This window comes from Micromonospora sp. bgisy143, from assembly GCF_057708145.1.
Map to the genome: position 1 here is coordinate 1 of NZ_JBYIRN010000010.1, position 18576 is coordinate 18576.

Annotated in this window: 20 protein-coding genes; 4 read left to right on the forward strand and 16 right to left on the reverse strand. The window is 72.4% G+C overall.

The genetic code is table 11. The features are described 5' to 3' along the window. Positions 1 to 604 precede the first annotated feature (604 nt). Positions 605 to 1897 (reverse strand): tyrosine--tRNA ligase, encoded by a 1293-nt coding sequence (gene tyrS / locus AC3EN4_RS14110; protein ID WP_435206441.1) that lies wholly within the window; start codon positions 1895 to 1897, stop codon positions 605 to 607. A gap of 100 nt (positions 1898 to 1997) precedes the next feature. Between tyrS and AC3EN4_RS14115 the strand changes: the two genes are divergently transcribed. Next, the gene (locus tag AC3EN4_RS14115; RefSeq protein ID WP_435206327.1) at positions 1998 to 2387 is read left to right on the forward strand and encodes a PaaI family thioesterase; all 390 of its coding nucleotides are present in this window, start codon (positions 1998 to 2000) and stop codon (positions 2385 to 2387) included. 13 nt (positions 2388 to 2400) lie between these two features. Here AC3EN4_RS14115 and AC3EN4_RS14120 read toward each other — a convergent pair whose 3' ends face one another. The 3 genes from AC3EN4_RS14120 to AC3EN4_RS14130 all read right to left on the reverse strand — a co-directional run bounded on the left by AC3EN4_RS14120 (position 2401) and on the right by AC3EN4_RS14130 (position 5023). Beyond that, entirely contained in the window at positions 2401 to 3744 is a 1344-nt protein-coding gene (locus AC3EN4_RS14120) for a hemolysin family protein (protein WP_435206328.1), read from the reverse strand. A 127-nt stretch (positions 3745 to 3871) separates the two neighbouring features. Next, positions 3872 to 4513, reverse strand: coding sequence for a hypothetical protein (locus tag AC3EN4_RS14125; protein WP_435206329.1), 642 nt, complete (start codon positions 4511 to 4513; stop codon positions 3872 to 3874). 15 nt (positions 4514 to 4528) lie between these two features. Beyond that, on the reverse strand, positions 4529 to 5023 hold the full coding sequence (locus AC3EN4_RS14130) for a GNAT family N-acetyltransferase (protein ID WP_435206330.1): 495 nt from the start codon (positions 5021 to 5023) through the stop codon (positions 4529 to 4531). 195 nt (positions 5024 to 5218) lie between these two features. Between AC3EN4_RS14130 and AC3EN4_RS14135 the strand changes: the two genes are divergently transcribed. After that, complete coding sequence (locus AC3EN4_RS14135) at positions 5219 to 6076, forward strand: universal stress protein (protein WP_435206331.1); 858 nt, start codon at positions 5219 to 5221, stop codon at positions 6074 to 6076. Here AC3EN4_RS14135 and AC3EN4_RS14140 read toward each other — a convergent pair. The 5 genes from AC3EN4_RS14140 to AC3EN4_RS14160 form a co-directional block, all read right to left on the reverse strand. After that, a complete protein-coding gene (locus tag AC3EN4_RS14140; protein WP_435206332.1) occupies positions 6069 to 6704 on the reverse strand; it encodes an FMN reductase in 636 nt (211 codons plus the stop codon). The two genes, AC3EN4_RS14135 and AC3EN4_RS14140, sit on opposite strands and share 8 nt — an antisense overlap. Then, the gene (locus AC3EN4_RS14145; protein ID WP_421476048.1) at positions 6701 to 7843 is read right to left on the reverse strand and encodes an LLM class flavin-dependent oxidoreductase; all 1143 of its coding nucleotides are present in this window, start codon (positions 7841 to 7843) and stop codon (positions 6701 to 6703) included. Before AC3EN4_RS14145 ends, AC3EN4_RS14140 begins: the two co-directional genes overlap by 4 nt. Before the next feature lie 123 nt (positions 7844 to 7966). Continuing rightward, a complete protein-coding gene (locus AC3EN4_RS14150) occupies positions 7967 to 8242 on the reverse strand; it encodes a ubiquitin-like small modifier protein 1 (RefSeq protein ID WP_422739648.1) in 276 nt (91 codons plus the stop codon). Then, positions 8243 to 9328 (reverse strand): WD40/YVTN/BNR-like repeat-containing protein, encoded by a 1086-nt coding sequence (locus AC3EN4_RS14155; protein ID WP_435206333.1) that lies wholly within the window; start codon positions 9326 to 9328, stop codon positions 8243 to 8245. It lies immediately after the preceding gene. 89 nt (positions 9329 to 9417) lie between these two features. Beyond that, positions 9418 to 10101, reverse strand: coding sequence for a DNA-3-methyladenine glycosylase (locus tag AC3EN4_RS14160; RefSeq protein WP_435206334.1), 684 nt, complete (start codon positions 10099 to 10101; stop codon positions 9418 to 9420). 77 nt (positions 10102 to 10178) lie between these two features. On the opposite strand from AC3EN4_RS14160, the gene AC3EN4_RS14165 reads away from it, so the two are divergent. Both AC3EN4_RS14165 and AC3EN4_RS14170 read left to right on the forward strand, forming a co-directional pair. Beyond that, a complete protein-coding gene (locus AC3EN4_RS14165; protein WP_435206335.1) occupies positions 10179 to 10604 on the forward strand; it encodes a DNA-binding protein in 426 nt (141 codons plus the stop codon). Positions 10605 to 10774: 170 nt separating this feature from the next. Continuing rightward, positions 10775 to 11128: an MmcQ/YjbR family DNA-binding protein gene (locus AC3EN4_RS14170; protein ID WP_435206336.1), complete on the forward strand. Its 354-nt coding sequence runs from the start codon at positions 10775 to 10777 to the stop codon at positions 11126 to 11128. A gap of 42 nt (positions 11129 to 11170) precedes the next feature. Here the strand turns inward: AC3EN4_RS14170 and argH are convergent, their stop codons facing one another. The 7 genes from argH to argC all read right to left on the reverse strand — a co-directional run bounded on the left by argH (position 11171) and on the right by argC (position 18505). Then, on the reverse strand, positions 11171 to 12634 hold the full coding sequence (argH, locus tag AC3EN4_RS14175; RefSeq protein ID WP_422740668.1) for an argininosuccinate lyase: 1464 nt from the start codon (positions 12632 to 12634) through the stop codon (positions 11171 to 11173). A gap of 82 nt (positions 12635 to 12716) precedes the next feature. After that, the gene (locus tag AC3EN4_RS14180; RefSeq protein WP_435206337.1) at positions 12717 to 13232 is read right to left on the reverse strand and encodes an arginine repressor; all 516 of its coding nucleotides are present in this window, start codon (positions 13230 to 13232) and stop codon (positions 12717 to 12719) included. Then, positions 13229 to 14164 (reverse strand): ornithine carbamoyltransferase, encoded by a 936-nt coding sequence (gene argF / locus AC3EN4_RS14185; protein ID WP_435206338.1) that lies wholly within the window; start codon positions 14162 to 14164, stop codon positions 13229 to 13231. The genes AC3EN4_RS14180 and argF overlap by 4 nt, the downstream gene beginning before the upstream one ends. Continuing rightward, entirely contained in the window at positions 14161 to 15402 is a 1242-nt protein-coding gene (locus AC3EN4_RS14190; RefSeq protein ID WP_435206339.1) for an acetylornithine transaminase, read from the reverse strand. Before AC3EN4_RS14190 ends, argF begins: the two co-directional genes overlap by 4 nt. Continuing rightward, positions 15399 to 16304 (reverse strand): acetylglutamate kinase, encoded by a 906-nt coding sequence (gene argB, locus AC3EN4_RS14195; RefSeq protein ID WP_435206340.1) that lies wholly within the window; start codon positions 16302 to 16304, stop codon positions 15399 to 15401. The genes AC3EN4_RS14190 and argB overlap by 4 nt, the downstream gene beginning before the upstream one ends. Before the next feature lie 30 nt (positions 16305 to 16334). Further along, positions 16335 to 17507, reverse strand: a complete 1173-nt coding sequence (argJ, locus tag AC3EN4_RS14200) for a bifunctional glutamate N-acetyltransferase/amino-acid acetyltransferase ArgJ (protein WP_435206341.1) — start codon at positions 17505 to 17507, stop codon at positions 16335 to 16337. After that, a complete protein-coding gene (gene argC / locus AC3EN4_RS14205) occupies positions 17504 to 18505 on the reverse strand; it encodes an N-acetyl-gamma-glutamyl-phosphate reductase (RefSeq protein WP_435206342.1) in 1002 nt (333 codons plus the stop codon). The genes argJ and argC overlap by 4 nt, the downstream gene beginning before the upstream one ends. Between the last annotated feature and the right edge of the window lie 71 nt (positions 18506 to 18576).

An 18576-nucleotide genomic window follows, 5' to 3' on the forward strand; every position in this document is an offset into this window, starting at 1 on the left:
TGTTGCCAAAGGAATCCCAACCAGCCAAACCGAAGCCTGACCAGTCCGGGGTATAAATCATAATTGGCACTGGCTTTACAAGCACCCTGTTGAGTTCTCAAAGAACAACCACACACCGATCAACGACCCACATCCGTGGGCCCCATCCCGGGGCTTTTCGTTCCGCGTGTCCGGCGCTTTCAGCGCCAGGCACTTTTACTACGTTACCCGCTGGTTTCTGCCGTGTCAAACCGGTGTTTCCCGGTTCGTCGTGCTTTCTGCCGTGTTGCGGGCACCATGGTTCGACCGGCTTGCGCCGCTCGCGTCATGGGTTGGCAGGCCGGCCGCAGCGGTTGCCCGCTTGCTCGTCCGTTTCCCTGCCGGCTGACTACCTTACCCGGTCGGTTCCGCCGCACCAAATCCGCCTCGCGGCGTTTCCGTGGGCACCACCCGGTCGGCGATCCGGCGGCGAACCCGCCCGACCCCGAGGCCGTCACCGCGCTCCGGCCGCTTCAGGCTTTCGCCTGTTTCGTCCGTTCCGCGCTGGCAGAGAGAAAGTTACGCGTCCGGCCCGATGATCGTCAAATCCGCCGGACGCGTCCCCCGTCACATTGTCGACGGTCGACTATTCGCCCAGCTCAACGCCGGCGAACGACCGCTTCCCCCGGCGCAGCACGAGGTACCGACCGTGCAGCAGGTCGTCGGTCGACACCGTGGCGTCCACCTCGGTCACTCTGGTGTTGTTCACGTACGCGCCGCCCTCGGCGATGACCCGACGTGCCTCCTTGAGCCCGCTCACCAGCCCGGAGTCCCGCAACAGGCCCGCCACGTCCGGGAGTTCTCCGCCGAGTTGCACCAGGCCGGCCTCGGTGAGCGCCGCGCGCAGCGTCTCCGGGGCCAGGTCGTCGAGCGAGCCCCGTCCGAACAGCGCCTGACTGGCGGCGACCGCCTGCCGGGTCTCCTCGGCGCCGTGCACCAGCGTGGTCAACTCCTCGGCCAACGCCCGCTGGGCCAGCCGGGCCGCCGGCCGTTCGGCCGTCGCCTTCGCCAGTTCCTCCAGCTCGTCGCGGGTACGGAAGCTGAAGTACCGCAGGTAGCGGTCGACCTCCCGGTCGTCGACGTTGAGCCAGAACTGGTAGAACGCGTACGGGCTGGTCAGGGTGGGGTCGAGCCAGACCGCACCGCCCTCGGTCTTGCCGAATTTCGTACCGTCGGCCTTGGTCACCAGCGGTGTGGTGAACGCCTGCACCGGCCCGGCGCCGCGCCGCCGCACGTAGTCGACGCCCGCGGTGATGTTGCCCCATTGGTCGGAGCCACCGAACTGGAGTTGGCAGCCGTGCCGGCGGTGCAGCTCGAAGAAGTCGTTGGCCTGCAGAAGTTGGTAGCTGAACTCGGTGAAGCTGATGCCGGTCTCCAGCCGCGCCCGCACCACCTCCCGGGCGAGCATCTTGTTCACGGGGAAGTGCTTGCCCACGTCGCGGAGGAACTCGACCACGGACATCTCGCCGGTCCAGTCCAGGTTGTTGACGAGCTGGGCCGCGTTGTCACCGGTGTACGACACGAAGGGCGCGAGCTGCTCGCGGATCCGCTCGACCCAGCCGGCGATCACCTCGGGCGGGTTGAGCGTCCGCTCGGCGCTCTCCTTCGGGTCGCCGATCTGCCCGGTCGCTCCGCCCACGAGCAGCAGCGGGCGGTGCCCCGCGAGTTGCAGCCGTCGGGCCGTGGTGACCTGCATGAGCGAGCCGACGTGCAGGCTCTGCGCGGTGGGGTCGAACCCGACGTAGTAGGTGGTGGCCGTCCCGCCGTCGAGCAGCTCACGCAGCTCGTCGAGGCCGGTCGAGTCCTGGATGAGGCCACGCCAGAGCAGGTCGTCGGTCAGGGAGTCCCGCCCGGACGGCGGGGAGTTGCTGTCGGTCACGGTCACCGATTCTCCCCCATCGCCGGCACCGACCCGTACCGGGTTTGGCGCGACGCGCCCGGTTACGCTTGCGCCCCACTGTTTTCAGGAGGGTTCTGCCGTGGAGACACCGGATCTGACGGGTGGTTTCGTCAACCTGCTCGGCCTGAAGTTCGAGGAGGCGACCCCCGACCGCGTCGTCATCAGCTGGCAGGTTCGTCCTGACCTGCACCAGCCGTTCGGCATCCAGCACGGCGGCGTGTACTGCTCGGTCGTGGAGACCGCGGGCAGCGTCGGCGGTTCGCTCTGGCTGGCCGACCGGGGCACGGTGGTCGGGGTGTCGAACCAGACGGACTTCCTGCGCGCCGTGCCCGACGGCGAGCTGCGGGCGGTCGGCACCCCGGTGCACCGGGGGCGCAGCCAGCAGCTCTGGCAGGTGGAGATCACCGACGCCAAGGAGCGCCTGGTGGCCCGCGGTCAGGTCCGGTTGCAGAACCTCTCGCGCGACTGACCGGCGGGTTCGGTCAGCTGCGGGCCTCGTCGAGCACCGGCTCGACGGGCTCATCGGCGTCACCGTCGTCAACCGCCTCGTCGGCGGCGGGGACCTGCCGCAGGCGTACCTCGGTGATGGCCCGGTGGTCGATGCCGGCCACCGTCAGCACCCAGCCGTCCAGGGTGACGTCCTCGCCGGCGACCGTCGGGATGTGCCCGAGGCGGGCCAGCACCAGCCCGGCGACGGTGGTGTAGTCACCCGCCGGACGGGACGGCAGCTCGACGCCGATGTCCGGCAGGTCGTGCACCGGGAAGGTGCCGGGCAGCACCAGGGTGCCGTCCGGCTCCCGGCGCACCGAGTAGCCGTCCCGGTCGGTCTCGTCGTAGATCTCCCCGACGATCTCCTCCAGGATGTCCTCCAGCGTCACGATGCCGTCGACCGCGCCGCGCTCGTCCACGACGAGCGCGATGTGCTGGCGCTCGGCCTTGAACTGGCGCAGCGCGTCCACCACCGGCAGTGAGTCGGGCAGCAGCATCGGCGGGCGGGCGATCTCGTCGATCGGCCGGTCGTCGGAGACGCCGACCAGGTCGCGCAGGTGGATCACGCCGGCGGTGTCGTCCAGGCCGCCGTGGCGCACCACGGGCGCCCGGGAGTGCCCGGTGGCGGCCAGCACGAGCCGCGCGGCCTCCGCGGTGGTCCCGCTGTCGAGCGTGAAGACCTGCAAACGGGGTACGAGCACCGCCCGCAACCGCCGGTCGGCGATCTCGACGGCGCCGGCGATGATGGTGCGCTGTTCCTTGGTGAAGCCGTGGTTGCCGGCGACGATCTCGCGCAACTCGTCCGGGCCGATCTCCTCGGGCTCGTGCTTCGGGTTGAGTCCGACCAGGCGGACGACCAGGTCGCTGGTGGCGCCGAGGGCCCACACGGCCGGCCGGGTCAGGCTGGCGAGCACGTCGAGCGGGCGGGCGACCAGCAGCGCCCACCGCTCGGCGGACTGCATGGCGATCCGCTTGGGCGCCAGCTCGCCGAAGACCAGGGTGACGAAGGTCAGCGCGAGGGTGACCACCACGATCGCCACCGTCTCGGCGGCGCTGCCGAAGACCCCGAGCAGGGGGACGAGGGGTTTGGCGAGGGAGACCGCGGCGGCGGCGGAGGCCAGGAAGCCGGCGAGGGTGATGCCGATCTGGATGGTGGCGAGGAAGCGGTTCGGGTCCTTGGCGAGTCGGGCCAGCACCCGTCCGGCCCGGCTGGTGCGTTCGAGGCGCTGGATCTGGCTGTCCCGCAGCGACACCAACGCCATCTCGCTGCCGGCGAAGAGCGCGTTGATCACGATCAGGATCCCGACCAGGGCCAGTTGGCTCCCGTAGCTCTGCACGCCCGGTTCGCTCCCTCTGCGATGGTGACGCCGGCCGGTACGCGCGGCGCCCGCCGGTCGACGAGCCCGACCGGCGTACGCGCATCTGTGCCCCGTGCGACGCCGGCCGAATCCTGCCGGGGTGACGCTACGCCGATTCGGCGGCCGGTGACGTCGGCAGGTCCAGGACGTACGAGTCGCCCTCGGGGCGGAAACCGAGCCGGTGGTAGTAGGGGGCGATCATGCCGGGCGGGCTGACGACCCGGTGGAAGCCGCGTTCGGTGAAGAGGCGGCTGCGCCGGTAGACGAACTCGCCCGGGGTGAAGTCCCGGAATTTCGGGGTCACGTAGTCCAGGTCGATCTGGGCCACCCCGCGCGCCTCGGCGTGCGACAGCACCACCCCGACCACCTCGTCGGCGGTGACCACGAGGAAGGCTGAACGGTCGACGGCGGACGGGTCCCACCGGAAGTGGGGGTTGAACCGGGCGATGTCCGGCCCGTGCACGCGCAGCGTGTGGGCGAGGAACTGGTCGTCGACCCCGACCTGGACCACCTGGTAGGTCTGCTCGTCGTGCCGGGTGGCGAGCATGCCCCGCAGGTACCAGATGTTGATCACCGCGAGGACGATGTTGAGCCCGACCATGGGCCAGACCTCGATGGCGGCGTTGTAGCCGATCAACACGGCGCAGCCGATCAGGTTCAGGGCACGCAGCCGCAGGATGCGCGACTGCAGCAGCGACCAGACCAGCACCGCGGAGCCGGCCCAGCCGACCAGATCCAACCAATTCACCCCGCGAGACTAGTGCTAGCCCAGGTCAGGGGCGTCGGCGGGCAGCTCCAGCAGCCACTCCTCGACCTGGGTGCCGCGCCCGTTGGCGTACCCCGAGTCCTCACCGACCACGACGAAGCCGCACTTGCGGAGCACCGCGAGCGAGGCGGCGTTGTCCTTCGCGGCCCGGGCGTGCACCGGCCGGGGCAGCTCGCGCAGCAGGGCTGCCAGCGCCGCAGTGGCGTGGCCCCGACCCCAGCGGGCCGGGTCGATCCAGTAGCTGACCTCGGTCTGGTCGTCGACCGGGAAGGCGCTCACGTAGCCGACCACCTCGCCGTCGGTCTCGACGGTGCGGACCAGGTTCGCCGGGTTGGTGAGCACCCGCGCCCAGTGCCGGGCGAACTCGCGGTGGTCCGACGGGTCGGCGGGACCGAACGCCGCCATCCGGTTCGCTTCCGGATCCTGCTGGTGCAGGAAGAACTCCACGAGGTCGTCCTCACGAACCGCCCGCAGCCGCACATCGAACGCCACCCACCAAGCCTACGCACCCCCAGCCCTCGCCCCCAGCCCCCGCCGATCTTGCACTTGCGGTGGCGACGGAAGCGCAGTAAGCCGACATATCGTCGACAGAATGTGCAAGATCGGCGGCGGGGTGGGGCGGCGCGGCGTGCGGGCGGGGCGGGGGCGGGGCGTTGAGAATGGGAGTGGCCGATCCAGGGAGAAGTGATGAACCGACCTGTCGTGGTGGGCGTGGACGGTTCGCCGTCCAGTCTCGTCGCCGCGGAGCACGCGGCCCGCGCCGCCCAGCTGCGGTCCCGGTCGCTGCTGGTGGTGCACGGCTACCTGCACGCGCCCCTCAACCCGTACGACCTGATGATGCCGGCGCCGTCCGAGGAGTCGCAGAAGATGGTGCAGGGGGTGGCGACCGACCTCACCGAGCGGTTCCCCGGCCTCGCCGTCGAGGTACGTCTGGTCGCCGGTGGGCCCGGCGCGACGATGGTCGAGGAGTCCCGCCGGGCGGAACTGGTCGTGGTGGGCAGCCGGGGGCTGGGTGGCTTCACCGGCCTGCTGCTCGGCTCGGTGGGCGCGCAGGTCGCCGCGCACGCGCACTGCCCGGTGCTGGTGGTCCGTCCCGAGGGGCGGCCGATCGACGTGGACGGGCCGGTCGTGGTCGGCGTGGACGGCTCCGAGCCGTCGCAGCTCGCCGTCGGTCACGCGGCGGTCGAGGCGACGTTACGCGACGTCCCGTTGGTGCTGGCGCATGTCGGCTCGCCGGGCGGTGACCGGCCGGTGCCGGACGAGATCGAGGAGGCGCAGGCCGCCGAGCAGGCCGAGGCGGTGCGGTTGCTCGCCGACGCGTCCGCCGTCGTCCGGGCCGAGCATCCCGACCTGGTGGTGCGGGAGCACCCGGTCCGGGCGGCCAGCCCGGCCCAGGGGCTCGTCGAGGCCAGCGGCGCGGCGTCGCTGCTGGTCGTCGGCACCCGGGGTCGGGCCGGATTCGCCGGGCTGCTGCTCGGCTCGGTCAGTCAGGCCGCCGTCCACCACGCGCACTGCCCGGTGCTGGTGGCCCACCCGGTCAGTTGACCGGGGTGTCGCCACCTCGGTCGAGCATCTGCAGGAAGTCGGTGGTGAGGGCGAACGGGTCCGCCGGGCCACTGCTAAGCGGCCGGCGTTCGACCTGGTCGGCCAGTTCCCCGGCCGCCCGCCGCATCCGACCGCGCAACGCGCCGTCCGCGGTGCCGTCGGACCAGTCCTCCGGGGCGGCGAAGACCGCGGTGGGAACCACCACCGCCCGCAGGTAGCTGAACATCGGGCGGACCGCGTGTTCCAGCGCGAGGGAGTGCCGGGCCGTGCCACCGGTGGCAGCGATGAGCACCGGCCGGTCGACAAGCGAACCCGCGTCCAGGACGTCGAAGAACGACTTGAACAGCCCGTTGTACGAGGCACTGAAGATCGGGGTGACGGCGATGATGCCGTCCGCCCCGGTCACCGTGTCGATGGCCTCGCGCAGCGCGGCCGGCGGGAACCCGGTGAGCATGTTGTTGACCACGTCGTGGGCGTACTCGCGCAGGTCGATCGCGCGCAGCTCCGCGTCGTGGCCCCGCCGGGCCAGCTCGTCGCGGGTCGCCCCGGCGAGCTGGTCGGCGAGCAGCCGGGTGGACGAGGGCTGGCTCAGCCCCGCCGACACCACGGCCAGCGTGCGGCGGGTCATCGGGTCGCCCCCTCCGGCGCCTTGCCCGTCACGTCGTCGACGGCGTGCACGGTGCTGTCCTTCGCGCCACCGGCGGCGGCGACCAGCGAGGCGTGGGTGGGCGCCTCCGGGACGTGCACCGGGCGCAGGGCCGCGAACTCCTTACGCAGCACCGGCACGACCTCCTCGCCGAGCAGGTCGAGCTGCTCCAGCACGGTCTTGAGCGGCAGGCCGGCGTGGTCGATCAGGAAGAGCTGCCGCTGGTAGTCGCCGACGTACTCGCGGAAGCCGAGCGTGCGGTCGATGACCTGCTGCGGGCTGCCCACGGTCAGCGGGGTCTCCCGGGTGAACTCCTCCAGCGACGGCCCGTGCCCGTAGACCGGGGCGTTGTCGAAGTACGGCCGGAACTCCTTGACGGCGTCCTGCGAGTTGCGGCGCATGAACACCTGGCCGCCGAGGCCGACGATGGCCTGGTCGGCGGAGCCGTGGCCGTAGTGGGCGTACCGCTCGCGGTAGAGGCCGACCATCCGCTGGGTGTGCTCCTTGGGCCAGAAGATGTGGTTGGCGAAGAAGCCGTCGCCGTAGTACGCGGCCTGCTCGGCGATCTCGGGGCTGCGGATCGAGCCGTGCCAGACGAACGGCGGCACGCCGTCGAGCGGACGCGGCGTCGAGGTGAAGGACTGCAACGGCGTACGGTAGCGGCCCTTCCAGTCGACCACGTCCTCACGCCACAACCGGTGCAGCAGGTCGTAGTTCTCGATGGCCAGGGGGATGCCGGCGCGGATGTCCTTGCCGAACCACGGGTACACCGGGCCGGTGTTGCCGCGGCCCATCATCAGGTCCACCCGACCGTCGGACAGGTGCTGGAGCATCGCGTAGTCCTCGGCGATCTTCACCGGGTCGTTGGTGGTGATCAGCGTGGTCGCGGTGGACAGCAGCAGCCGCTCGGTGCGGGCCGCGATGTGACCGAGCATGGTGGTCGGCGACGACGGGACGAACGGCGGGTTGTGGTGCTCACCGGCGGCGAAGACGTCGAGCCCGACCTCTTCGGCCTTGAGCGCGATGGCGACCATCGCCTTGATCCGCTCATGCTCGGTCGGCTCCCGACCGGTGGTCGGATCGACCGTGACGTCACCGACGGTGAAGACTCCGAACTGCATGACCAGCTCCTCGCGTGTCAACCGGGTGCCGTCGTGGTACCCGGACGCAGCTCACAACTTATTTGACGAGTCAACTATTCCATCGGGGGCATGGCCTGCGGTGACGCCGGTCACGTCCGGGAATCACCCCCCGGCCACCGACGGCAGCACCTGCACCTGGGCGCCGTCGCCGACCGGCGTGGCCAGCCCTCCGGAGTGCCGGCAGTCCTCCCCGTCGACGTACACGTTGACGTAGCGGCGCAGCTCCCCGCGCTCGTCGCGGATCCGTCGGGCCAGGCGCGGATGACCGGCGGCCAACTCGTCGAGGACCGCCCCCAGCGTGCCCGCCGCGTCGACGCTCAGCCGGCTCGCGCCGCCGGCCTCGCCGCGCAGCGGACCGGGCAGCAGCACGGTGACCACTCAGACCACCGCCGCCCGGACGCAGAGCACGTCGGGCAGGTGCGCGGCCACCAGCGACCAGGAGTCGCCCTCGTCCGCGCTGGCGTAGACCTCGCCGGAGCGGGTGCCGAGGTAGACCCCGCCGGGGGTGGCGTCGTCGGCGCACATCGCGTCGCGCAGCACCGCCGGGTAGAACGGGCCCTCGGGCAGACCCACCGACAGCGGCTCCCACTTGCCTCCCGCGTCGGCCGACCGGTACACCCGGCAGCGGTGGTCCGTGGGGTACCGCTCGACGTCGGCGACCAGCGGGAACGTCCAGATCATGCCGGGACGCCCGGGATGCGAGACCATCGGGAAGCCGAAGTCGCTGGGCAGCCCGTCGGCGATCGACGACCAGGTGCGGCCGTCGTCGTCCGAGCGGTAGACGCCGAAGTGGTTCTGCGCGTAGAGCCGCTCGGGGTTGCCGGCGTCCCGGGCGACCTTGTGCACGCACTGGCCGAACTCCGGCCACTCGTCGGCCAGGCCGGCGGCGCGGATGCCGACGTTGCCCGGGGTCCAGCTCGCCCCGGCGTCCTCCGAGCGGTAGACCCCGCCGGTGGACATGGCGACCAGCAGCCGGCCCGGGTCACGCGGGTGCGGCAGCACGGTGTGCACGGCCTGGCCACCGAATCCGGCCTGCCAGTGCGGGCGGTGCGGGTGATCCCAGAGCGCGCGGACCAGCTCGAAGGTGCGGCCACCGTCGGTCGAGCGGAACAGCGCCGACGGCTCGGTGCCGGCCCAGACGACGTCCGGCTCGCCCGGGCCGGCCGGCATGAGCTGCCAGACCCGCCCCAGGGACGCGCCGGTGTCGGCCGGGAAGGCGACCGGCGCGTGGTCGGGCTCGTCCCAGGAGGCGCCGAGGTCGTCGCTGGTCGCGACGGTGGGACCGAAGTGGGAGCTGGTCAGCCCGGCGAGCAGCCGTGGGGTCGCCCGCCGGGTGTCGAGGGCGACCGAGTAGACGCTGGTCCTCGGATGGTGCGGGCCGCTGACTTCCCAGGTGCGCCGATCGTCGGCGCTGGTGGCGAGGAACAGCCCCTTCGCCGTGCCGATCGCGAGCAGCGTTGCCATGGACGTCCTCCGAACCGTCGGTGGGGCAGGTGGGGTGATTATGGCCACAACCCCCGACAGCCTCACCGGTCACACGCCGCGGGCGGCCCTCACCGCCGGACGCGGGGTACGTGCCGCCGGTACGCGCTGACGGTGGGATCACCGTCGAGCCAGAACCTCCAGGGCAGGTCATGCGCGCCCGTCACACCGACCCGGGGCCCCGCCACCACGGTCTCCTGTGGCACCGGCTCGGCCGGCGGCCGCAACCGGACCGCACCGTCGGCGAGCAGGTAAGCGCCGTACGCCGCGCGGTCGATGCCGAGCGTGGCGCAGAGCCGGGCCGGCCCACGGGCGAGGTCCACGTCGCGTCGTACCGCCGGCCGGCGCTGCCGTGCCGTGTCCAGCCCGTCGACCACCGCGCCGGCGCGCAGCAGCACGGCCGCGGCCTCGCCCTCGTCACCGGTGACCACGTTCATGCACCAGTGCATGCCGTAGGTGAAGTAGACGTAGGCGTGCCCGGCGGGACCGAACATCACCGCGTTGCGGGGCGTGCGGCCCCGGTGGGCGTGCGAGGCGGGGTCACCGGCCGTGCCCGCGTACGCCTCGACCTCGGCGATCCGGACGGTGACGCCTCCGGCGGTCAGACGGCAGCCGAGCAGGCCGCGCGCGGCCGGCAGCAGCGGGCCGGCGAGCAGGTCCGCCAGCTCCGCGACGTCGGCGTCGGCGTCGGCGTCGGCGTCGGCGTCGGCGTCGGCGTCGGCGTCGGCGGTGCGATCGTCCGGCACGAGATCCATGGACCGAACGGTACCCACCCCGCCGGGCTTTTCAACATTCTGTTGACAACATGTCGTTGATGAGGTGTGCTCGGGACATGACGACCCCGGACCTCTTCACGGCGCCCGACCCGGGTCGGGCGCGCGCCCACCGCACCTACGAGGCGCTGCAACGGATCAGCGAGCGGCACGCCGGCTCCGACGCGCGGCGGGGACGCTGGGCCCACCCGTACGTGCTGGACCCGTGGGAGGCCGTCGCCCTGGTCACCGCCCTCGCCGCCGGCGGCGCCGAGCGGGAACCCGCCGAGGAGCCGGTCGACGCGGGCGACCTGACCGCCGCGCTGACGCTGCTCCCCCACGTACGCGCCGAACTGGACGCCCTGGAGGCCGGGCTGCTCACCCTCGCCCGCGACCGGGGCCTGACCTGGCAGTCCATCGCGTACGGGCTGGGCCTCGGCAGCGCCCAGGCAGCCCGCCAACGCTACGAACGCCTAGCCGCCCGCCAAACCGAAAACCACCCCTAACCCGCGCCCCCACCCCGCGCCGATCTTGCACTTGCTGTGGCGACATAACGGGACGTTGCCTCGCACTTCGACAACAGAAACTGCAAGATCGGCGCGAGAGTGAGGGCGCGGGGGGCGCGGGGGGGCGGGGACGGGCGCGGGGGCGCAACGGGGCGATGAGGGAGGTTTTTGTGGAGCGTGGGGAGATGTTGTCGTACTGCCTGGCCAAGCCGGGGGCGTGGTTGGACCGGCCGTGGGAGGACGACGAGGTGGTGAAGGTGGGCAGCCGGATCTTCGCGTTCCTCGGCAACGCCGACAAGGAGCCCACGGTCGGCGTCAAGTGCGGCGCGAACCGCGAGATCGCCGACGAGTGGCTGCACCGTTATCCCGCCGACGCGCGACCGATGCCGTACATCGGCCGGTCCGGCTGGAACACGCTGCGCCTGGACGGCGGGATCGACCTCGACGAGCTGACCGAGGCGGTCGACTCGTCGTACGACATGGTGGTGGCCAAGCTCCCGAAGCGGGAGCGCCCGACGGCCTGAACCACCGTGGCGCCGGCGGCTCGCGCCGACGCCACGGTGACCTCAGCGAGGTACGACCCGCTCGGTGGCCCACTCCCGCCAGCCGGCCAGCCGGTCCGCCGCGGCGGCGAGCTGGTCGGCGACCGGGCCGGGACCGGTCGAGCCGGGGGTGGTCCGGGCCGCGAGCGCCGAGCGCACCGAGAGCACGTCCCGCACGGACGGGTCGAGGTGCTCGCTGACGGCCGCCAGGTCGGCGTCCGAGACGTCCTCCAGCTCGCACTCGCGGGCCGCGCAGAGCGCCACCAACCGGCCGGTGATCTCGTGCGCGTCCCGGAACGGCACGTTGCGCCGGACCAGCCAGTCGGCGACCTCGGTGGCGAGCGAGAAGCCCACCGGGGCGGCGGCGACGAGCCGGTCCACCCGGACGGTCATCGTGGAGATCATTCCGGCCAGGGCCGGGAGCAGCAGCTCCAGCGTGTCGACGGCGTCGAACGCGGGCTCCTTGTCCTCCTGCATGTCCCGGTCGTACGTCATGGGCAGACCCTTGAGCATGGTCAGCACCGTCATCAGGCCGCCGACCAGCCGACCGGACTTGCCCCGGGCCAGCTCGGCGATGTCCGCGTTCTTCTTCTGCGGCATGATCGACGAGCCGGTGGCGAACGCGTCGTCCAGCTCCACCCAGCCGAACTCGTGCGACGTCCAGAGCACCACCTCCTCGCCGAGGCGGGACAGGTGCACCCCGATCAGCGCGGTGGTGAAGAGGAACTCGGCCACGAAGTCCCGGTCGGCGACCGCGTCCATCGAGTTGGCGAACGACGTCCGGAAACCCAGCTCCTTGGCGACGGCCACCGGGTCCAGCGGCAGCCCGGACCCGGCGAGCGCGCCCGCACCGAGCGGGCTGATCGCCGTCCGGTTGTCCCAGTCGCGCAGCCGCTCCAGGTCGCGCAGCAGCGGCTGCACGTGCGCCAGCAGCCAGTGGCCGAAGGTGACCGGCTGTGCGTGCTGGAGGTGGGTCATGCCGGGCGCGGCGGTGTCGACGTGCCGCTCGGCCTGCTCGACGAGTGCCTCCGCCAGCTCGACGACCCGGCTGGCCACCCCCCGCGCGTGATCCCGCAGGTAGAGCCGCAGGTCGGTGGCGACCTGGTCGTTGCGGGACCGGCCGGCGCGCAGCTTGCCGCCGAGGCTGCCGAGGCGCTCCAGCAGCCCGCGCTCCAGCGCGGTGTGCACGTCCTCGTCGTCGACGGTGGGCCGGAACGTCCCCGACGCGCAGGCCGCCTCCAGGTCGTCCAGGGCCGCCAGGATGCGACCCAGCTCCTCCGGGTCGAGCAGGCCGGCGCCGGCCAGGACCCGGGCGTGCGCCCGGGAACCCGCGATGTCGTACGGGGCGAGGCGCCAGTCGAACTGCACGCTCACCGACAGTCGGGCGAGCGCCTCGGCGGGACCGCCGGCGAACCGGCCACCCCACAGGCTCGTCCGGTTGGTGCCGGCGCTGTTCTCGGTGAGGCTCTTGTCGTCCACGCCGCCCATTGTGGTACCCATGCTCGTCAGCCACCCATCCGGGCGTCGCGGGCCGCAGCCGTCCGGCTCGGCGTGCCCCACAGTTGCGCGGTCATGGTGCGCTGTTCCCTTCGACGCTGTCTTCCCGGCGGGCCCAACCGGCGAGCTTGTCACCGAGCGCGGCACCGCCGATGGTCTCCCGTGCCACGACGAGAATGGTGTCGTCGCCGGCGATGGTGCCGACGACCTCGGGCAGGCCCGCCCGATCCAACGCGCTGGCCAGGTACTGGGCCGCGCCCGGCGGGGTCCGCAGCACGGCGATGTTGCCGCTGGCGTCCACCCCGTTGAGCAGTTCGCGCAGCAGCCGGATCAGCCGGGCCGGCGCGGCCTCGGCGTCGCGCAGCGGGCGCTTGCCATCCTCGGGGATCAGGTAGACGGCCGGGCCGTCGCCGCCGCGCACCTTGACCGCGCCCAACTCCTCCAGGTCACGCGACAGGGTCGCCTGGGTGACCCCGACCCCGTCGGCGGCGAGCAGGTCGGCCAGTTCGGTCTGCGAGCGTACCGGCCGGTCCCGGATCAGCTCGACGATCCGGGCGTGCCGCGCGGCGCGGGTCAGCGGAGCCGTCATCGTCGCTCCCCGGAGACCGTCAGGAGGAACGTGAGCAGCGCCTTCTGGGCGTGCAGCCGGTTCTCCGCCTGGTCGAACACCGCGCTCCGCGGACCGTCGAGCACCTCGTCGGTGATCTCCTCGCCCCGGTGGGCGGGCAGGCAGTGCAGCACGATCGCGTCCGGCGCGGCGTGGTCGAGCAGCTCCTTGTTGACCTGGTACGGCAGGAACGGGGTGACCCGGTCCAGCCCGTCGGTCTCCTGACCCATCGACGTCCAGGTGTCGGTCGCCACCACGTCGGCGTCCCGGACCGCCTGCACCGGGTCGGTCAGCACCCGTGCCGACCCGCCGGTGCCGGCGGCGATCTCGGTGGCCCTCGCCACCACGGCCGGGTCCGGCGCGAACCCTGCCGGTCCGGCGATCCGCACGTGCATCCCGGCCATCGCACCGGCCAGCAGGTACGACTGCGCCATGTTGTTCGCGCCGTCGCCCACGTAGGTCAGCGTCCGGCCGGTCGTGCCGCCGCACCGCTCCCGGACGGTCAGCAGGTCGGCCAGCAACTGGCAGGGGTGGAAGCCGTCGGTGAGCGCGTTGACCACCGGTACGGTCGCGCCGCTGGCGACCTCGGCGATCCGGTCGTCGCCGTGGGTCCGCAGGACGATGGCCGCGACGTAGCGGGACAGCACCCGGCCCGCGTCGGCCAGCGTCTCGCCCCGGCCGAAGTGGGTGACCTGGGTGTCCACCACCAGCGGATGCCCGCCCAGCTCGGCGATGCCGGCGTCGAACGAGATCCGGGTCCGCAGGCTCTGCTTGTCGAAGAGCACCGCCACCGAGCGGGGGCCGGCCAGCGGCTGGTGGCCGAAGCGGTCGGCCTTCATCCGGGCCGCCAGGTCGAGCACGCTCGACTGTTCGGCGGGCGTCAGGTCGTCGTCGCGCAGGAAGTGCCGGATCATGCGATCGTCCTCGTCGTGGTGGGCTGGGTGGAGGATACGGGCGTCGCGGGGGCGCTCGCACCGGCCGCCGCCGGGGCCGCCGCGTCGAGGGCCGCCGGAAGCGCGGCCAGGAACGCGTCGACCTGCTCGGTGCTGAGGATCAACGGCGGGGCGAGCCGGAGTACGCCCGGCTGCACCGGATTGGTCAGGAAGCCGGCCTCCCGCAACGCCTCGGCCAGGACCGTCGCCACCGGCGCGGCGAGCACCACGCCGAGCAGCAGCCCGGCCCCGCGTACGCCCGCGACGAGTGGGTGCTCCAGTGCCTCGATGCCACGACGCAGCCGTTCGCCGACCCGCTTGACGTGGTCGAGCAGCCCCTCGTTGGCGATGGTCGCCACCACGGCGAGGGCGGCGGCGCAGCTCACCGGGTTGCCGCCGAAGGTCGTACCGTGCGAACCGGGGGTGAGCAGGTCGGCGGCCCGGCCGAAGGCGAGCGTCGCGCCCAGCGGCAGCCCGCCGCCCAGGCCCTTGGCCAGGGTCACCACGTCGGGCTCCACGCCCTCGGCCTGGTGCGCGAACCAGTGCCCGGTCCGGCCGACGCCGGTCTGCACCTCGTCGAGCACCAGCAACGCCCCGTGCCGGGCGGTGATCCGCCGAGCCGCCGTCAGGTAGCCGGGCGGCGGTACGACCACACCGTTCTCACCCTGGATGGGCTCCAGGATCACCATCGCGGTGGCGTCGGTGACCGCCGCCTCAAGGGCGCTCACGTCGCCGTAGTCGACGTGGGTCACCTCGCCGGGCAGCGGGCGGAACGGGTCCGCCTTGGCCGGTTGACCGGTCAGCGCGAGGGCGCCCATGGTGCGACCGTGGAAGCCGCCGTTGGTGGCGACCACGTGACTGCGCCCGGTGCGCCGGGACAGCTTGAAGGCGGCCTCGTTCGCCTCCGCGCCGGAGTTGGCGAAGAAGACCCGGCCGGGTCGGCCGGCGAGCGCCAGCAGCAGCTCCGCGAGAGCCACCGGCGGCTCGGCCACGAAGAGGTTGGAGACGTGCCCGAGCGTGGCCACCTGCTTCGACACGGCGGCCACCACCGCCGGATGGGCGTGCCCGAGGGAGTTCACCGCGATCCCGCCGACCAGGTCCACGTACTCGCGGCCCGCCTCGTCGACGACCACGGCGCCCGCGCCGGAGACCAGCGCCAACGGCGGCGTGCCGTAGTTGTCCATCATGGACTGCGTCCAGCGCTGCACCAGGCTGCTCATGCCCCGACCGTCCCGTCCTGCGGCACCACCATCGTTCCGAACCCTTCCGACGTGAACACCTCGAGCAACGTGGAGTGCGCCACCCGGCCGTCGACGACGTGCGCGGCGGGCACACCGCCCCGCACGGCCCGCAGGCAGGCCTCCATCTTCGGCACCATCCCCGACTCCAGGCGCGGCAGCAGCTTGGCCAGGTCGTCCGCGGCGATCTCGGAGACCAGGCTGCTGGTGTCCGGCCAGTCCGCGTACAGGCCGGGCACGTCGGTGAGGACGACCAGCTTGCGGGCTCGTAGCGCGACGGCGAGCGCGGCGGCGGCGGTGTCCGCGTTGAGGTTGTGCAGGACCCCGTCGGCGTCCGGCGCGACCGTCGAGATCACCGGAATCCGGCCGGCGTCGATCAGGTCGGTCACCGCTGAGGTGTCCACCGACTCGACGTCGCCGACCTGGCCGACGTCGACGGGTTCCCCGTCCACGTACGCCGACCGGCGCACCGCCGTGAACAGCCGCGCGTCCTCGCCGGAGAGGCCGACGGCGTACGGGCCGTGCGAGTTGATCAGCCCGACCAGTTCCCGGCCGACCTGTCCGACGAGCACCATCCGGACCACGTCCATCGCCTCGGCGGTCGTCACCCGCAGGCCGCCGCGGAACTCACTGGCGATACCGAGCCGACCCAGCATGGCCGAGATCTGCGGACCGCCGCCGTGCACCACGACCGGCTTCAGGCCGGCGTAGCGCAGGAACACCATGTCGGCCGCGAACGCCCGTTGCAACTCCGGCTCGGTCATGGCGTTGCCGCCGTACTTGACCACGACGGTGGAGCCGGAGAAACGCGCCAGCCAGGGCAGCGCCTCGATCAGCGTCTCCGCCTTCGCCTGCGCCCGGGTGAGATCACTGGTGAGATTCACAGTACTGGCCTTTCGCTGCGTTCCTCGCGCTCACGTTGAGTAGGCCGAGTTCTCGTGCACGTACGCGTGGGACAGGTCGTTGGTCCAGATCGTGGCCGTCGCATCGCCCGCGTGCAGGTCGATCCGGATCGTCACGTCCCGCCCGATCAGGTCGACCTTCGAGCGGTCCTCGCCGGCGGACCCGCCCCGGCACACCCACACCCCGTTGACGGCCACGTCCACCTGGTCCGGCTCGAACGCGGCGGACGTGGTGCCGACGGCGGCCAGGATCCGACCCCAGTTCGGGTCGTTGCCGAACAACGCCGTCTTGACCAGGTTGCTGCGAGCCACCGAGCGACCCACCTCGACCCCGTCGTCCTCGCTCGCCGCCCCCACGACGTCGATGGCGACCTGCTTGGTGGCCCCCTCCGCGTCGGCGATGAGCTGCTGCGCCAGGTCGTGACAGGCCGAGGTGACCGCGGCGGCCAGCTCGGCGGGGGTGGGCTCGATGCCACTGGCGCCGCTGGACAGCAGGAGCACGGTGTCGTTGGTGGACATACAGCCGTCGGAGTCGACCCGGTCGAAGGTCACCCGGGTGGCCGCGCGCAGCGCCTCGTCCAGCGCCGCCGGCCCGGCCACCGCGTCGGTGGTGAGCACGCAGAGCATGGTGGCCATCCCGGGCGCGAGCATCCCGGCGCCCTTGGCCATCCCACCCACGGTCCAGCCGCTACCCCGCGCCACCGTCGTCTTCGGCCTGGTGTCCGTCGTCATGATGGCCTCGGCGGCGGCCGGGCCGCCGTCGCGCGACAGCTCCCGGATCGCGGTACGGACACCCGGCAGCAACTTCTCCATCGGCAGCCGCGCACCGATCAGGCCGGTGGAGCAGACCGCCACCTCGCCGGCCCCGAGGAGCAGCCGCGGGCTGACCGCGCTCAGCGCCGAGGCGGTGTGCTCCGCCGTGGCGTGCGTGTCCTGGAAACCGGCCGGGCCGGTGCAGGCGTTCGCGCCACCGGAATTGAGCACCACGGCGCGGACCACGCCGCCCTGCACGACCTGCTGGCTCCAGAGCACCGGCGCGGCCTTGACCCGGTTGGTGGTGAAGACACCGGCGACACCGGCGTCCGGGCCGTCGTTGACCACCAGGGCGACGTCCGCGCCACCGCTGGCCTTCAACCCGGCGGCCACCCCGGCCGCCCGGAACCCCCGGGGGGCGGTGACACTCACGGACTGACTCCCCAGATGGACAGGCCCGTCGTCTCCGGCAGGCCGAGCATCAGGTTGGCGTTCTGCACGGCCTGGCCGGCGGCGCCCTTGCCGAGGTTGTCCAGCGCGCTGAGCACGATCAGCCGACCGGAGTCGACGTCGACGGTCGCCTGCAGGTGACACGAGTTGGAGCCCAGCGTGGCGGCCGTGTGCGGCCAGCTCCCCTCCGGCAGCACGTGCACGAACGGCGCGTCGGCGTACGCCTGCGCCAGCACCTGCTGCGGGTCGACGCCGCGGGCCGGCACGGCGGTGACCGTGGCGAGGATGCCGCGTGGCATCGGCGCGAGGACCGGGGTGAACGACAGGCCGGTGGCACCGGAGGCCTGCTTGATCTCGGGCACATGCTGGTGGGTGCCGACCCGGTACGGCGACAGGTCGCCCAGCACCTCGCTGGCCAGCAGGTGCGGCTTCGTCGCCCGGCCCGCTCCGGACGTTCCCGAGGCGGCGACCACCACCACGTCGGCGGGGCTGGCCGCACCGTCGGCGATCAACGGCGCGAGAGCCAGGGTGATCGCGGCGGCGTAGCAGCCCGTGTTCGCGACCCGGGTGGAGCCGGCGATCAGCTCCCGCTGGCCGGGCAGCTCGGGCAGGCCGTACGTCCACTGGCCGGCGTGCGTGCCGCCGTAGTACTGCGCCCAGGCGTACGGATCGGCGAGCCGGTGGTCGGCGCCCAGGTCGACGACGCGCACCTCGGGTGGGAGCTGGGCCGCGAGAGCCGCCGACTCACCATGCGGCAGCGCCAGGAAGACCAGGTCGGCGTCGGCGAGGGTCGACGGGTCGGTCTCGCCGAGCACCAGGTCGAGCCCGGTGAGCTGCGGATGCACCACGTCGACGCGGTGCCCGGCCTGGCGGTGCGCGGTGGCGGCGACCAGGTCGAACTCCGGGTGCCCGGCGACCAGACGCAGCAGCTCGCCACCGGCGTACCCGCTCGCTCCGGCGACCGCGACTCGAATCCCCATACCCACCTCCGCATGACTATGCAGCGAAGATTAACAAGGATGACTCGCGGGTGCAAGTTCATGCAGAGCAG

What these genes read in the sequence shown, in the direction of transcription:
- AC3EN4_RS14165 (WP_435206335.1), top strand. Translation starts at nt 10,179, where the DNA reads ATGACGACCCCGGACCTCTTCACGGCGCCCGACCCGGGTCGGGCGCGC.
- AC3EN4_RS14145 (WP_421476048.1), bottom strand. Translation starts at nt 7,843, where the DNA reads ATGCAGTTCGGAGTCTTCACCGTCGGTGACGTCACGGTCGATCCGACC.
- AC3EN4_RS14160 (WP_435206334.1), bottom strand. Translation starts at nt 10,101, where the DNA reads ATGGATCTCGTGCCGGACGATCGCACCGCCGACGCCGACGCCGACGCC.
- argC (WP_435206342.1), bottom strand. Translation starts at nt 18,505, where the DNA reads ATGGGGATTCGAGTCGCGGTCGCCGGAGCGAGCGGGTACGCCGGTGGC.
- AC3EN4_RS14155 (WP_435206333.1), bottom strand. Translation starts at nt 9,328, where the DNA reads ATGGCAACGCTGCTCGCGATCGGCACGGCGAAGGGGCTGTTCCTCGCC.
- AC3EN4_RS14135 (WP_435206331.1), top strand. Translation starts at nt 5,219, where the DNA reads ATGAACCGACCTGTCGTGGTGGGCGTGGACGGTTCGCCGTCCAGTCTC.
- AC3EN4_RS14190 (WP_435206339.1), bottom strand. Translation starts at nt 15,402, where the DNA reads ATGAGCAGCCTGGTGCAGCGCTGGACGCAGTCCATGATGGACAACTAC.
- argF (WP_435206338.1), bottom strand. Translation starts at nt 14,164, where the DNA reads ATGATCCGGCACTTCCTGCGCGACGACGACCTGACGCCCGCCGAACAG.
- AC3EN4_RS14180 (WP_435206337.1), bottom strand. Translation starts at nt 13,232, where the DNA reads ATGACGGCTCCGCTGACCCGCGCCGCGCGGCACGCCCGGATCGTCGAG.
- argH (WP_422740668.1), bottom strand. Translation starts at nt 12,634, where the DNA reads ATGGGCGGCGTGGACGACAAGAGCCTCACCGAGAACAGCGCCGGCACC.
- AC3EN4_RS14140 (WP_435206332.1), bottom strand. Translation starts at nt 6,704, where the DNA reads ATGACCCGCCGCACGCTGGCCGTGGTGTCGGCGGGGCTGAGCCAGCCC.